This is a genomic window from Butyrivibrio sp. (genome assembly GCF_024699075.1).
In genome coordinates this window covers 1-14,422 of record NZ_JAILQF010000467.1, presented here as the reverse complement: position 1 = coordinate 14,422, position 14,422 = coordinate 1, and the positions used below count along the sequence as shown (strand labels likewise).

The 14,422-nt window shown below is 35.5% G+C and carries 18 protein-coding genes and 1 pseudogene; 14 read left to right on the top strand and 5 right to left on the bottom strand.

Annotation, left to right across the window (positions count from 1 at the left end; all coding sequences use genetic code 11):
- Window positions 1–406 precede the first annotated feature (406 nt).
- From tnpC to tnpA, 3 genes are all read right to left on the bottom strand, one after another.
- On the bottom strand, window positions 407–2,062 hold the full coding sequence (gene tnpC, locus K6G87_RS18640) for an IS66 family transposase (RefSeq protein ID WP_296840669.1): 1,656 nt from the start codon (window positions 2,060–2,062) through the stop codon (window positions 407–409).
- Window positions 2,063–2,346: 284 nt separating this feature from the next.
- On the bottom strand, window positions 2,347–2,706 hold the full coding sequence (tnpB, locus tag K6G87_RS18635; protein ID WP_296840666.1) for an IS66 family insertion sequence element accessory protein TnpB: 360 nt from the start codon (window positions 2,704–2,706) through the stop codon (window positions 2,347–2,349).
- Window positions 2,699–3,058, bottom strand: a complete 360-nt coding sequence (gene tnpA / locus K6G87_RS18630) for an IS66 family insertion sequence element accessory protein TnpA (RefSeq protein WP_296840663.1) — start codon at window positions 3,056–3,058, stop codon at window positions 2,699–2,701. Before tnpA ends, tnpB begins: the two co-directional genes overlap by 8 nt.
- 68 nt (window positions 3,059–3,126) lie before the next feature.
- Here tnpA and K6G87_RS18625 point away from each other — a divergent pair, with 68 nt between their 5' ends.
- From K6G87_RS18625 to K6G87_RS18605, 5 genes are all read left to right on the top strand, one after another.
- Window positions 3,127–3,666 carry a hypothetical protein gene (locus K6G87_RS18625; RefSeq protein WP_296840660.1) on the top strand — a complete coding sequence of 180 codons (540 nt, stop codon included), beginning with the start codon at window positions 3,127–3,129 and terminating at the stop codon, window positions 3,664–3,666.
- Between the two features lie 10 nt (window positions 3,667–3,676).
- On the top strand, window positions 3,677–4,783 hold the full coding sequence (locus tag K6G87_RS18620; protein ID WP_296840659.1) for a WG repeat-containing protein: 1,107 nt from the start codon (window positions 3,677–3,679) through the stop codon (window positions 4,781–4,783).
- 507 nt (window positions 4,784–5,290) lie between these two features.
- Complete coding sequence (locus K6G87_RS18615) at window positions 5,291–5,863, top strand: hypothetical protein (RefSeq protein WP_296840656.1); 573 nt, start codon at window positions 5,291–5,293, stop codon at window positions 5,861–5,863.
- Window positions 5,864–6,212: 349 nt separating this feature from the next.
- Complete coding sequence (locus K6G87_RS18610) at window positions 6,213–6,707, top strand: hypothetical protein (protein WP_296840654.1); 495 nt, start codon at window positions 6,213–6,215, stop codon at window positions 6,705–6,707.
- A complete protein-coding gene (locus tag K6G87_RS18605) occupies window positions 6,697–7,071 on the top strand; it encodes a hypothetical protein (RefSeq protein WP_296840652.1) in 375 nt (124 codons plus the stop codon). Before K6G87_RS18610 ends, K6G87_RS18605 begins: the two co-directional genes overlap by 11 nt.
- On the opposite strand, the gene K6G87_RS18600 is transcribed toward K6G87_RS18605, so the two are convergent.
- Both K6G87_RS18600 and K6G87_RS18595 read right to left on the bottom strand, forming a co-directional pair.
- Window positions 7,061–7,894, bottom strand: coding sequence for a hypothetical protein (locus tag K6G87_RS18600; RefSeq protein WP_296840650.1), 834 nt, complete (start codon window positions 7,892–7,894; stop codon window positions 7,061–7,063). The genes K6G87_RS18605 and K6G87_RS18600 overlap by 11 nt on opposite strands.
- On the bottom strand, window positions 7,873–8,418 hold the full coding sequence (locus K6G87_RS18595; protein WP_296840649.1) for a helix-turn-helix domain-containing protein: 546 nt from the start codon (window positions 8,416–8,418) through the stop codon (window positions 7,873–7,875). Before K6G87_RS18595 ends, K6G87_RS18600 begins: the two co-directional genes overlap by 22 nt.
- A gap of 536 nt (window positions 8,419–8,954) precedes the next feature.
- On the opposite strand from K6G87_RS18595, the gene K6G87_RS18590 reads away from it, so the two are divergent.
- From K6G87_RS18590 to K6G87_RS18550, 9 genes and pseudogenes are all read left to right on the top strand, one after another.
- Complete coding sequence (locus K6G87_RS18590; RefSeq protein ID WP_296840647.1) at window positions 8,955–9,614, top strand: hypothetical protein; 660 nt, start codon at window positions 8,955–8,957, stop codon at window positions 9,612–9,614.
- Between the two features lie 18 nt (window positions 9,615–9,632).
- Entirely contained in the window at window positions 9,633–10,589 is a 957-nt protein-coding gene (locus tag K6G87_RS18585) for a hypothetical protein (RefSeq protein WP_296840645.1), read from the top strand.
- A gap of 27 nt (window positions 10,590–10,616) precedes the next feature.
- A complete protein-coding gene (locus tag K6G87_RS18580) occupies window positions 10,617–11,660 on the top strand; it encodes a hypothetical protein (RefSeq protein WP_296840643.1) in 1,044 nt (347 codons plus the stop codon).
- 99 nt (window positions 11,661–11,759) lie between these two features.
- Complete coding sequence (locus tag K6G87_RS18575) at window positions 11,760–12,233, top strand: hypothetical protein (protein WP_296840640.1); 474 nt, start codon at window positions 11,760–11,762, stop codon at window positions 12,231–12,233.
- 448 nt (window positions 12,234–12,681) lie between these two features.
- Window positions 12,682–13,434: a hypothetical protein gene (locus K6G87_RS18570; protein WP_296840639.1), complete on the top strand. Its 753-nt coding sequence runs from the start codon at window positions 12,682–12,684 to the stop codon at window positions 13,432–13,434.
- 74 nt (window positions 13,435–13,508) lie between these two features.
- On the top strand, window positions 13,509–13,799 hold the full coding sequence (locus tag K6G87_RS18565) for a hypothetical protein (RefSeq protein ID WP_296840637.1): 291 nt from the start codon (window positions 13,509–13,511) through the stop codon (window positions 13,797–13,799).
- 31 nt (window positions 13,800–13,830) lie between these two features.
- The gene (locus K6G87_RS18560; RefSeq protein ID WP_296840636.1) at window positions 13,831–14,046 is read left to right on the top strand and encodes a WG repeat-containing protein; all 216 of its coding nucleotides are present in this window, start codon (window positions 13,831–13,833) and stop codon (window positions 14,044–14,046) included.
- Between the two features lie 55 nt (window positions 14,047–14,101).
- A pseudogene (locus tag K6G87_RS18555) lies at window positions 14,102–14,206 on the top strand (peptidase M42); the annotation flags it as partial.
- A gap of 67 nt (window positions 14,207–14,273) precedes the next feature.
- Window positions 14,274–14,422, top strand: a 149-nt coding sequence (locus tag K6G87_RS18550; protein WP_296840672.1) for an Hsp70 family protein, incomplete at its 3' end; no start/stop codon positions are given.

The following is a 14,422-nucleotide window of genomic DNA, read 5'->3' as shown; positions in this document are numbered from 1 at the left end:
CATCTGCACAGTCATCTTCATAGTATGCTGCGAAGATCTGGTAGATGACCTGCAGAAGATTTTCATCGTCCTTGTGAGTCATCAGGTTTGAAGAACCATTGGTGTGAAATATACTGCCTATCAGCTTATCAAAGTGCAGTTGAACAAAATCGCTGCGCGATGGCCTGCCTAGGCTGTGTGCAGTGATTTTCTTTTATCAAAAAGGCAGTAGATAGTAAGTCCTAATAGTAGTATTGTTGTAGTCGCGAAACTTAACAATCAAACAGGATCATTACTAACACTGCCATGAAAAGAATACCATTCGCTTGTGCAAAGTACAAGGTAAGTCCTCATCTATGAGTACTGGATATCAAAAATCCCCACATTTCTGCAGGGATTTGGATATAGATTTATGAACTTTGAAAATTTAAGACTTTTTAAATCTGCTAGGGCATTTTTCTTGGACAGTTTTTGACCAGGGAAGAAGGGCATCTAGGAATTTAGTATCCTTATCATTCTGATGCTTTGGAATCTCTGACAGCAAGAGGTTGAAGTACTCGTAGGTGTTTATGGCATTAGCTTTGGCTGTTTCAGCAATGCTGAATATCATGGCACTTGCCTTCGCTCCCTTATCGGATTCCATCAGTACAAAGTTCTTTCTGGCAATGGTGAAGGGGCGTATGGCCTGCTCTGCGTAGTTATTATCCATAGGTATTTTTCCATCAGTCAGAAACATACGGAGAAATTCTTCCTGATTTAAGCTGTAAGCCAGAGCTTTGCCGATGGTGCTATTGTGTGTAACTTGACTGTACTTGAGTTTTACCCACTCAAAATAGGCATCGACTTTGTCCTGAAGGACAAGCTGACGCCGCTTTTTGCGGTCTTTGTTTGATAGGTCGTCAAAGCCATTATCCAGATGCATTATCTCAGTTATCATTGAGTATGCTTCTGCTGCTATGGAACCTTTGGCTGCTTTTACGCCTACTGATTTTATAAACTCGGCGTATGGTCGCCTGCAATGAATCCAGCAACCGGCTATTTTCAGGTCTTGTCGTTCTTTACCGAGCTTATGGTAGACCTGATAACCATCTGTGACCACGGTACCAGAGAAATTCTTCAGGAATTCTCGTGGATGATCAGCTTTTCTGGATGGCTGCCAGTCAAAGAGCACGATCGGATGCTTGGAGCAGTGAGGATTATTTCGATATACCCACATGTATGTCTTCTTGCCATTCTTTATCTTGGCCTTATCGATACGCATGCATTTCACAGGTGACTCATCAGCATGTATAACCTTACTTTCATAAATAAGTTCATGCATGCGATCGTATATAAGAGAAAGATAATTCTCAGCACTTTTGATGACCCAGTTAGCCATAGTATTGGTAGCGAGGTTGATACCGTTATCCCTGAATGCTCTTGCCTGTCTTTCAAGAGGCATTGCATTAACATACTTACCATTGATGATTGAAGCAACAAGTGCAGGAGTTGCAATGCTGTTTCGGAACAGATCAACAGGTCTTTTTGCTTTGATGATAGTTCCGTCATTGTCCTTTGATACGTATACGTGGACATGATGTTCATCAACGATAAAAGTTTCAGGGATTATATGCAGACGCTTGTATATTTCTTCTGGAAGCTCTTTGTAACCATTAGGGAACCTTTCAGCAAGTTCCTCATCGGTGAGTTTGTGGTCGAATACACGTGCCGGGAGTCCGTCAAGATCTGCTTCACGTTTGCCTTTAGTCTTTGAACGCGTATAAGAAGAGATGATGATCTCAGTGATCTCCGGTTCAGGAACAGAAGGATTCTGAGTCCCTTCTACTTCGTTAAAAGAATCGAAAAGAGAAAGCTGACCATCAATTTCTGAAGCGGCTTCAGAACGTTTACCAAACTGGCGTTGATTCATGATGCGGATCTGCTCAGTGAGAATCTCAAGCTGGCGATTGGTATCGGAAAGCTGGGCATTAGCATTATCCAGCTGAGCCTGCATAGAAATGAGTTGATCCTGCAGAGAAGCAGCTATGATAACCAGAGCTTCTTTGTTAAGGTTATTCAGTTGTTCCTCTGTTAATTGAAGCATAAAAATCGTCTCCTAAAACTATAGTAATTATAGCAAAGAGGCGGTTTTAAGGCGAATCTCACCAGAAAAAGAGATGGTGAAAATGCCCATTAATAGGAATTAATATAAGGCGATATAAAAGGTCTTGAAATGATGGTGAAAACAAAAAAGAAAAGTGCCGTGTAGAGCCTGTCATGGCTATATAAGCGTAATAAATAGCCGTGATAAGCTGTGCACAGCACCTTGAAAAAGGTGAAGAAAACAGAATTTAAAATCTCTGTTTTGCACAATAATTAAATAGTGAATCAGGCAGAAAACCTGGGCTTTATGTCGTGAATGATAGGATCAAGTGCAAAACCTTGCATTAACCATTTGAACTGTTCCGGACGAAGCTTTTTAAGTTCGTCACTGTTTCTTGGCCAGGAGAAATGTCCCTGCTCTACACGTTTATATAAGAGCAGGAAACCATCTCCTTCCCATAAGAGACCTTTGATCTTTGAAGCAGATGAACCGCAAAAAAGAAAAAGTGTGTTCGGCACAAAGAGATTTATTTTGTACTTGCGTTCAATAATGGCGGCAAGAGAATCAATACCATAGCGCATATCGGTTCGGCCACAAACGACATAGACAGCAGAGAAGTAATTAAAATCAGCATCATTAAGCATTTCGCACCGCCTTAATAATTTTTGTAAGCAGAAGTTCAGAGGTATTGTCGGTGATTTCAATGGAAATATCATTGATGGATATGATTACGGAAGAAAGAGTTGGAACTGTTGTATCAGTTGTACAACTTGTGCAACACGGTTCTTCAAGCTGAGAAGAGATGGGGATAATATCTGGAAGCTGGGATTCCACAAACTTATCCTTAAGCTTTCGCTTCCAGTAATAGAACTGATCTTTTGATACCTGATGCTGAGAACACCAATCTTTAACAGTCAGAGAACTGGATTGCTGATCACGGATAATGTCGGCCCACTTATTAAGCTTTGCCTGATGAACTATTTTTGAAGTATTCATGAAAAACCTCCCTAAATGTATTTGGGAAATCATCTCATGGATATGGTAGTATTAACAGGTACCTATGGTTGCGGACTTACATTGCATTAGATGTTGGCTTTGATTTTTTGGATTTTATAATAAAAAGTAAGAAAGCTGATGAAGATATAGAACAACAAAAAATAGATATGTTTAATAGTTGGTTTGGATTTTGTTATGGTAAAGAAAGTGGTGATATTGATAAAGAAGATGATGATTATAGGCTAACAATGATTAGACCAGATGCATATTTCCTTATGAAAAAGTGGGAGTCAGAAGGTATCGAATATCTAATAAGAAATAGTGAAGATTATCAGACGGAATGTTCTTCAATTGATGATTTAGTAGATAAATTCTATGAAAAATATGATGAAAAGAAAACAGAGTTTGTTAATGTAGATGAAACGTTACTTGAAAAATTGGTATATGGAGATCCAACATTAGATCTGACAAAAGTGGACATGGATGCTTATGATAAATGTATAGAAGTGTTAGATGCAGTAATTAGGGAGCTTAAAGGAAGTAAAGATATACAATCTTTTCGTGACTTGTGGGACAATAATATAAATCACATGGAAATGAATGACTAGGAGCTGTAGTATGAAGAAAAAGAAAGAATTACTAATATGTGCAATAGCAGTATTGCTTTTTTTATCGATACTATTTTTTTTTCATATGTTTTGTTATAAGCAAGGAAACTGGTATCTTATAGACTCTAGTGGAAATTTGGTTTCAAAGACAGGATATGAAGACTGCGTTGGCGTTATAGAAATTGAAGGAGAAATGCACTTTATTTTGACCAGAAAGAACAGATTCAGTCCAGAAAGCAGGTTCTATAGAGAAACTATGTTCGTTGTTAATAAAAACGGTGAAGTGATTTTACAAGACAGTACGGGAGAGAATGGAAATCTTAATTATGAAAATTTCCACGCTTTATTTTACAAAGGGAAAAGGATATTTCTTGATTCTAACGGACAGATCATTTTTACAGTACCGGACAATGTTACACTAGAGGAATGTTATAGTTATCGCTTGGGTATGATGCCATTTTATTATAATGATGTAGCCAATCCTAAATATGGATATATGAATATAGATGGGGAGATTGTAATTGAACCACAGTTTTCAAGTGCAGATTTTTTTTCAGAAGAAGGGTTAGCTGCTGTTAGGGATGATGAAGGAAAATGGGGATATATTGATACGGAAGGTAATTTTGTTATTCCACAAGTTTATGATTTTGCTTTGGGTTTTGATGCGGGATTTGCCTTGGTTGAAAAGGAACATGATGAATATTATATAGATATTACAGGAAGAAAAGTTTTAGATATTGATGGGGGAGTGAATAAGGAAGGATTTACATATATCAGTAATGATGAAGGAAAATACGCCTGCATTGACCTAAAAGGAAATCAAATTACTGATTACATATTTGATCACACTATCTTGTTTAAAAATGGATATGCGTGTGGATGTGTAAATGGACTATATGGCTGCATAGATAAAACAGGCGAGTTTGTTATAGAGCCATCTTTTGAATACATAGGAGATTTTTCAGATTTTGGTATTGCACTGGCAGAGGGAAAAGATGGATTGTATGGTTATATAAATATAAAAGGTGAATGGGTAATAGAACCGCAGTTTAGTAGAGCTTATGATTTTCTGGATGGTGTCGGCGTTAATGTGGTTGAATTTCCCGAAAAAGAATAGGAAATTATACACGGATTGATATGCAACGTAACAAGGAAAGATTCATTTTCAATGGATAATGATAAAAGGACATAGTAACAATGTCCCAAGGATTGATTTATTTTCATTTCGTATGAAGATGTGATTCAAGAAATGCACCTATTGAGGAATTACGTTGGATAAGCAAAATTCGAAAGATTTTTTGGATAATCAAACTTTTTGAGGGTTTGCTAAGCGTTTTGAGAGTCTGACTTAGATGGTCGGGCTCTCTTTTTGCATGAGTTTTTGAGAAATTGGGTAAACGGTAAATCATCCGTACCTTTCTGAAATTTGGCCGCGCCTGCAGGGTCAATTTTAAGTGTAAATCAACAATTGCATTTTATCATATATAATATGCATTTCATCAGATAACTAAGCGACAAATAACAAATGAGCGTAAGATTATTCTGGGATTTTGAAACATCTCAAATTACTATCAAAAAAATTCAGAGTATATAAATACTATCAAAAGGTATAGGAGCGAAACTTATGGGCAGAATAAAATGGAACCTAGAACTTCTTGAAGAAGTGAAGAAACAGCATGATGAAGCGATGACATCAACTGAACAGGTTATCAATAAGGGTAGGTCTGACCTTTCATCTATGACAGAAGACGTCTGGGAAGGCGAAGATGGAGATATGGCAAGAGAGCAGCTTCATGATCTTCTTAACAAGGAGATGGTAGAGACTTGGAAAGAACTTGATGCATGTAATGAAGCTATACAGAAAGCGCAGAAGACAGCATATGAATCAAAGAACTTCTGTAACAGATTCCCAGATATATTCCATAGCGGATCCATGCCTTCAGAGTCAGACCAGGGCGTATGTAGTGGATACCTTTTATGTGATAATGATAGCTGTTCTTCTCTTAAAGATTCTATGTCAGAAGCAGGACAGAGAGCATTAAACGTAAAGAGTAAGGTTGAATGCGCTGAAACTATAAAGTTTCCTAGTACTTTAAAAGAGGCGAAAAAACGTGATTTTGAAAATTCAAATATATATGACTTACACAAGAATGAAAAATATTATGTGGTAGGAGATTGGAGTATTACTATTCTATAATGGAGACTACAATCAAGAAATTGTTATACCTATAGGGATAAAAGGAACCATTGTAGCCCCAGCCAATTCTTATGTTGAGCAATATTGCAAAGAAAATGGCTATAATTTCCGCGTCATGACAGACGAGGAAGAAAAGGAGTGGCGTGAAAAGACTGAGGCAGCTGCAACGGAGATAACCTATCAGGAGTAGAACGCGAAGCAGTAAATCTATAAGTAGTCAGCTTTGTTTCCGAAGAATTAAAAATACAACCTCAATATATTACAGATGAGGTTTCTGAAGGTACAGAAGATGTGAGAAGCATGCATGATTATTGGGAAGAAGCTGCTCTAAAGGAGGCTACCAACAACTATGACTAATAGAAATAAATATATAATAGCTATTTGTATCTTAGTTGCGATTATTATCAGTGTATTTATAGGCTATTCAATAAAATCATACATAGTCCATGAAAAGGAAGAGGCAATAAACCAAAAGATAATGTTAAGCTGGTTTGGGTATGGTGATGAATACTCATTAGAAGCATCAGATGAAAATACAAATGAGATTAATCCAATATATGTTGAGCCAATGGAACGGTGGGAGAATGTTGGATTACTTAAGATCATGGAAGAAACTGGTGTTTGGACTAAAGAAGCATGTGAAGATGTAGATGTGTTTGATGAAGGAACCATGGAATATGATATCTTACATGGTGGATTTTCGTTTGATGATGTTGATTATTCAAAATTTGATAAAGCGATGATCAATATTGATTCTGCATTACATAAAGGGACAACAGATCCAAGGGATATGCATGATTTTTGGGAAGAAGCAGCTTTGAGGGAGGCAACTAATGCGTGTTAATAAAAAACACAATTGCTGTTGCAGTGGGAATGGATATTCGGTGTATACATATGATTTAAAAGATACTAATGGCGAAGTGTTAGAAGGGGATTCTGCTAATGAGATTAATGAAAGTATATCAGATGCACTGAGGAATGCTGCTAAGGAGGAGATAATAGATCAAAAAGCTCTTCAAGGGTACGATAAAAAAGAATATGCAAAAATGTATTTTGCATTTACAGGACATAATATAGGCAATATCGATACAGTGAATTATTACAATAGTTGTCGTATCTGCAGAGTTATTTCTTCTCGAGAACTCCATCAAAATGATGATATTAATTGCTGTTTTATTCATCATTTTGATGGATTTTCTATTTTTTAAATAGATATGAATATTTTCTCTTTTGCTCTATGATAATATCCTTAACTCTTTTCTTGATATCGTCAGAGTATATATCTGCTTTGATAAGGATATTATCAATATCTTTATCAGTAAAATTAAAATACAGATTATTGCCGTATAGAGTTTCGGACAATTCTAATTGCTCATCAAAACTATCAGAAAAAGTTTTGGGCTTAACATTTTTTATCTCATCATATATGTCTGTGTTAAGAGGATAATCCATTTTTATATCAGATAATAGCGATGCTCCATTGTCATATATAGGGCACAAACTATATCTCCCATCCCTTATCATAACTGAGATATTATGCGTATGCCTGTCTTCATTCAGAAACAGGGCATCTATAGTCAGTAATTTATTCATGTATATACCAAAGTCTTTGATTCCGGTAACTCGTTCAACTTGGTCTACTATGAATTCAAGTCTATTTTTGTGATCAGCAATTGAATAAATTCCTTTATTCAGTCCATCGCCAAATTGGTTTTTGAAAAGCCTTTCTAATGTAGTGATCTGAAACCCATTTGTAAAGTCTTTGCTTTTACATCCGGTATATGCTATCGATTTATATTTTATGCTTATAGGTTCATAGATAACGTATTCATCAGGTCTTAATGTTGATTTTATCAATAAGTTTGACACAGCATATTCAGCGAGACCTTCATATCCAAGATAATCTGCTTTATACCAGATGTCATTATTTTTCCATTTTAATTGATTTCCTTTGGATGAATTTCTGCCATTATCTTGCAGATCATATTCAAATAATTCCACTGAGTTATTTACCTGTCTATCTTTATCCAAAACTCATCCTCCGCCATTCGGCCTTCTGTCTTTTCGATGATTAAAATAGGATCATAAAATGGGATATCCAAGCGCTTTAGTTCTAGTTTCATTTTGTCTCTGCTTCTTGGAAAACACCTGGATTCAATGAATTCCTCATATTCCTCAAAATTCGGCTCGGTATTTACTCCAAACGCTCGCATCTGCGGATTATCAATGTAATTTTTTATTTTTACTTTACGGTTAGTTTCATCAATGTCGATGATAGTGCAAACCGTTGATCTGTACATGTAATACAGGCGCAGTTTCAACCTATCCTTTGGAATTTCCAGTTTCTTTGGAATTGTAAGATCTCTTTTAATAAGCTCCAGTAATGTTATCACCGGACCTGAGATTTTAGACTTTCCTTCCTCCCACCTTTCGATGGTAGGTCTGGAGCATCCCAAAAAAGAGGCAAACTCTGCCTGGGTCATAGATAGTTTGAGTCTGATATCTTTAAATTCTTCCGGGGCTAAATTGGTAGGAGTAATATATTCTCTCTTCATATCAAACACCTCCTATTGGAATAATACCATCAAAATGATGGATAATCAATCATATTTATCAATCATTATGATGGATGTTTCTATTTTTTAATGTTTGCTATTGATATGGTCTATAATAAGTTTGTTGAAGAACTAAAAAATTAGATAATATGTAATATAGTCAGCTTTTTTGAGAGCTTATGAGTGTCAGTCGTGAAGTTCAAGGCTGGCTTTTTTTATTGCTCCCCAAATGCATTTCGTCGGATGAAATGTGCATTCTGTCGGAAAACTGAGACAAGCTATTTTTTTTATTGTATAGTGAACGTGCAGTCGGCATTTAGAAGGACCCAAAAGCAATGACATTATAGCTTTGTGCCTGCATCAATAGGAATAAGACATGTATATCACCTTAGTATGAGGAATCCAAATGAAATCAGTACAGTATAGCGATCATGTCGCTTTTACAAAGTTTGAATTTGGAAAATGCTTATTGTGATTATTGATTATATAGGAAGGAGTCAGGCTTTTAATATGACTAAATATTTCAAATGGAGTGCATGGATACTAGATGCAATATTGGCTTAAGAATAATTAGTGTTTTCAAAAAGATATTAGAGATGGTGAAAAGAAAAGAAATACTAATATTTTCGGTTGAAATCTGTATTATATTTGCATATATAATAACATGCAAACTGGTTACCTACTATCACTATGTGAATGATTCGCAATTTGGATTTAATAATAATGACTATTATATTTCACAAGGAATAGAATTGTGGAACGAATATGGATGTTCTGTGTTTTTTAAAGATAAGCAGACTGAGGTTTTTGATGAACTTCAAAGAATAATAAGTGATTCAAATTTGGTTGATAGTATAAAGGTTGATACAAGGATTCTTAATTATTTTGATAGATATAGCGAAGAAGAAATAGAATCTGCAATTAATGCGTTTGTATATGGGTGCAATAATCCCAAGCATAGCTCGGGAGATTATAAATCTATCAATGATGTACCTGAAAAATTGATGAGATGTTGTAATTACGAAATTGTACAACATAGTGATATGCATCTTGGTTATGTCAGTAGGCAAAAATCCATTATAAAATTTAGAAAAGAGAGAAACGGTATGAAGAACAATACAAAAGGTTTTGTAGCAGTTCTGGTAGATTGTGTTGCTGAGTTTATAACATGGCTTTGGGGATTCTATTATTTGTGAGGATTAAAGAAATTAGAGATGAATTTTAAAAATACGTATTATTCTAAAAATGGCAAGATGGTGTTTAGACTTGATATGACACCACTTGCAATATTATGGCTAGTGATAGCAGTTTTTTTTATACTTATAGGATTATTATTTGATGACTGGGCTACAAGAATAATCCTTATTGCAGTTGCAATTGTTCCGGCACCAATTTTTTATCCGTTTAGATATCTCATTATATCATACACAGAATTCGTCATGAGTTTTGGTATTTTCAGGAGAAAAATTAAGTTCAGCGATGTTGAAAAATGCATCGTTAGAAAAGGCTATATTAGTCAGTATAATTGCATTTACTGTTTTGATGCCAACGGCAAAAGAAAATCATTTGGACTAGCTTACTATGAAAACATTGATAAGATATATCATGAGCTTTCAAAGCACGTTAAAAAAACAGAGGTATTCCGTGACATAGATTATAAATGTGATAATAACAAGTTATCTGACGAGGCAAAGAAGATTATTGAGAAATCTTTGCAAAAACCATCCAGGGCTGCGTTTTTAGTTCTTTCAGTACTCTTTTTGGCGATGGCAGGAGGTTTAGGCTATTTAAGTTATAGTGAATGGGACAATATTTATTCATTATCAGACAAGATATGCTTTCATTACATTTGCCCTGCGTGGATCGTTGCTCTTGTATTATTAGTGTTTGCATTACTTGATGGTACATTTGGTTATATAAAAGTGAAGGATGAAACCATAGTTATTAAAGGGTTGTTTTCAAAAAAACGTATGATCAAAGTAGGAGATATTCAAAAATGGCGAAAATTTGTGGAATTTAGCATAGTTAAACGACAATTGTTTATATCTAAAGAAATCAGGATCATTGATTACAATGGAAAAGAGCATAAGATTTCTTATTCACAGACAGAGTGCTTTGATGAAGTTCTGAAATTTTTGAATACATATGCTTCTGATAAAGAAAAAATGTAATCAGTATAAACAAGGAAGAGAATAGTTATGAGAAAAGTATTATTGGCGCCTGTCGTTATATCGATGATGGCCACAGCATTTTTTCTGACAGGCTGTAGCAGGGGAGAAAATCCATTATCTTCAAAAGAAAGCTATAATATTCCGACAGAAGGCGACGACATCATGGATGCGCAGCTGTACTATGCAGGAGATGATGAGGAACAGGCCAGGACCATAGATCTTGGCTTTGGCGCAACTGGAAGTGACTGCTATGTTACATATAGAAGAGGCGATGAAACTGTGGTTGAGGACAAAAAAATCTCCGGGGAAGATGCCGACTATCTTGAAAGTAAGCTTATTGAATATAGTAAAACAGTAAGGGATGGAGAAAACGGCTATTGGCCAGATACTGACGAGTATCCTGCCATGATCAGCATTTTCTCATACAGGCTTAACTTTCTTCATGGAAATGAGGCAGATAAGATAGATACTGACGGAGCAACGGGTATGCCCTCTGGTTACGAGGAATTCTTTTCAGATCTGGAAGAGAAGATAATCGCAGCAGAGGATGCTGCATCTAAAGAAAAAGAAAGCATTCTGGACAGGATACTGCGCGGAGATGTCTACGATACGGACGATAATTTCTTTGCCCTCATTGATGAGATAGGAAACAGTGACCGCTCTTACTATGCCTTTGTTGATGTGGACAGCGATGGAGTGGAGGAAATCTGTGTAAAAAGATACTCTGAGATGTATATAATAGACAGCTTTGATAATGTTTATAAAATGGTCTATGATGGTGCCACCTATGATATGCCTATTGATGAAGCCGGACTGACAGGCATTTTTTACAGTCTTCCTTCTGCGGCGCCAACAAGCGATACCTATATATTCAGGACAATTTCTCCGGAAGGAGAAATAACCTCCGAAAACTTTGCTTCCTGGTATGATGCCAATGAGAATGGCCAGATGGATGAAGAAGACTGGTTTTTCCTCGACTCTAAAGAGGAAAAAGAGGTTACGATGAATGAATGGCTGGACAAGGCAGAAAAATACCAGAAGTACAGGGATTACAGCCCGTGGAACGGCTGATATGATTTTTGAGGATGGCATTGGAACTGTGTTTTGGGCAACATCTCCCAGTATACACAAGAAAGGATTAACGCGCTAATAGGCGTGATTTGGTTAATTATGGAAAAACAACATAAAGTAAAGAAAATACTACTTATATCGATTGGTATTATTGCGCTAGCGATCGTTATGACTAGCGGCATCGGATATTACCTGATGTGTAAAGCGGCAATTTCAAGGATTGAAAGCCTGAACATGCCGGATGGCATCACGGTTTATGGCCAGACCAAGGCTGAAGCGTCAGACATTTACTGGGTTCACATGAGAGCAGAAAAGGTCATAATCTGTGATGGTGGCCCTGAATATGTACAGAAATATTTAGAGGAAAACAATTCAGATCTGGCTCTTATGAATATCGATGTTGAATACTTCACAGGTATGACTGATATGTGTATGTATGATTTTGATGCGCTCTCTGATGGAGAACGCGACAGAATATTGGCTGATGATAGTGACAGATATGTTCGAATCATATATGAACATAAGTATTTTTGGTTGCCAGTTAGCTGGTATTATATGAATCCGATTAGATAACAAGGTTAGTGATAGAGTTGGTGAATTGTAAGAAAGGCAATGTCAAATTGGACATTACCTTTTATTTTTTGCACCAAAATGCATTTCGTCGCATATTTTTGTCGTTTCGTCGGATTTTGAACTATAAACGATCAAATGCAAGTATAATTAGTCAGGCTTCAAAAATACTAGCAGCCAATAGTAAAAAATCAACAACTAATATGATACGAGGAACAATCCGACCGTCATAAGGTGTCAAAAGGTACTTTTGACACCTACATCATAATACTGATGCTGATGGTATAGACAGGTATGAAGCTTTCATATCTAATACTGAAAAAGTTTATTTTGATGAGGAAGATGATCGGAGATATTAAGATGACTAAAAAAAGAGGAAATTCATTAAAAGGTATATTTTTTTTTTACATTTATGGTTCTGGTTTTAATCGCTGGAGAAATAACATATAAAGTGTATAGGTATTATGAACACTATAAAGAAGTTTGGAAAGAATACAATAATGCGGATTCATATTTTTATGTTTTAACTAGTGATAATGACAAGGTTGAATTTGATGAAGATTCTCTCATCATACAAACTTTATATATTAAAATCGAATCAGGCAAAGATTATTCGGTTGAAGAGCTAAAAAAAGCATATGTTGATAGAAATAATCTCTTTAACGACTATATGGATTGTTGTGTGGAATTCGGTAGCGTACCAACAATCTTTAAAAATTCTGTAGATGGCATTTGTCTTAGAGAATGGGGGGAGTTTTTTTGCAATATTTCTTCTGAGCAACAAGATGAGGCTGTAAAAATATATTTAAAAGAGCAAATGCTGGTATCAGATTATTATGGAGATGAACGTATAAAACTGTATAAGCTGACATATTTACAGCAAATGGAGTTTTATGAACTATATAAAGATGCTTCTTACGTTTTTGATGACGAATTTATGGAAACAGATGAACCATTTTGTGGAAAGGAAAAATATGTAAAAAAACATCTAGTGATAACTAAGATCGAGGGAGATACTATTACTCTTACACCAAAAGAAGGTTGGTTCAAGACAAGATATATAGGAAAATATAAAAATGCTAATGAGTTTGAGGTTGACGATATTGTATGTGTAGAATACTATTTTTTCACATATGAAGACAGCTTTTTTGGGTATGTCTATAAGTACTATAATATACAGTTTGAGAAGATTGAAAAGGAATAGAAGATGTTATACTAGAGCAAAATTACTATGAAGGTGCAGGGGGAGGTTATTAAATCAAGATTGATGATTTAAACATGATTAGACTGATTCAGAATTGGAATAATAATGGTATTGCTGCATTAGTAGGTGAAGATGTTGTTAAGAGATTTTCAGATGATATTGATACAATGGCACAATTTGTCTACGAAAATCAAGAATTTGGATTCTGGATTAGTAATGTTCCGACAACAATATATGACGATGAAATATATTCTAAAGAAGAAATTATTAAGGCGTTTAATATATTAATATATGGGTGCGATTCAGACAAGGAAACTTACGAATCAATAAAAGATTATACCTTCACATTTATTTCAAATATGTGAAACTAAAATAAATGACGAGATGGGAAGTGATGTGATTGCCATAGAGGATCAGATCAGTCAAAAAGAAGTGGCAATATTGAATAATATGAAAATTGTATTGAGGAATCGTATGGAGAAAGAAAAAGATGGATTGTATGGTTTTATTAATATAAAAGGTGAGTGGGTAATCGAACCGCAGTTTTTAGCTGTTTGCAATTTCTCAGATGGTGTTGGTGTTACTGTGGTTGAATTTCCAGATAAAGAATAAGATATTATTCACTAATGACATGCAACGTAACATCTTGTTATAACTAAAATTGAAGGAGATACTTTTACGCTTGAAAATGAAGAAGATGGGCGCTGACTATGCTGTTGATGTATATCCTCACTACGGCTCAGATGTTGAAGCTACACTTCGTGCAGGCTACTGTTTTTGCTATTACAATAACAGTAGTTTTTTGTGAAAAAAGTTTTTATTAGGAGAAAAGTTGACGTATGATTATCGGAATTGACTTAGGTACGACCAATTCACTGGTCAGTGCATGGACAGATGAAGGCATTAAGATTATTAAAAATTCACTCGGGGAATATCTTACGCCTTCAGTTGTCAGCATAGAATCTAACGGTGATACTTTTGTGGGCCA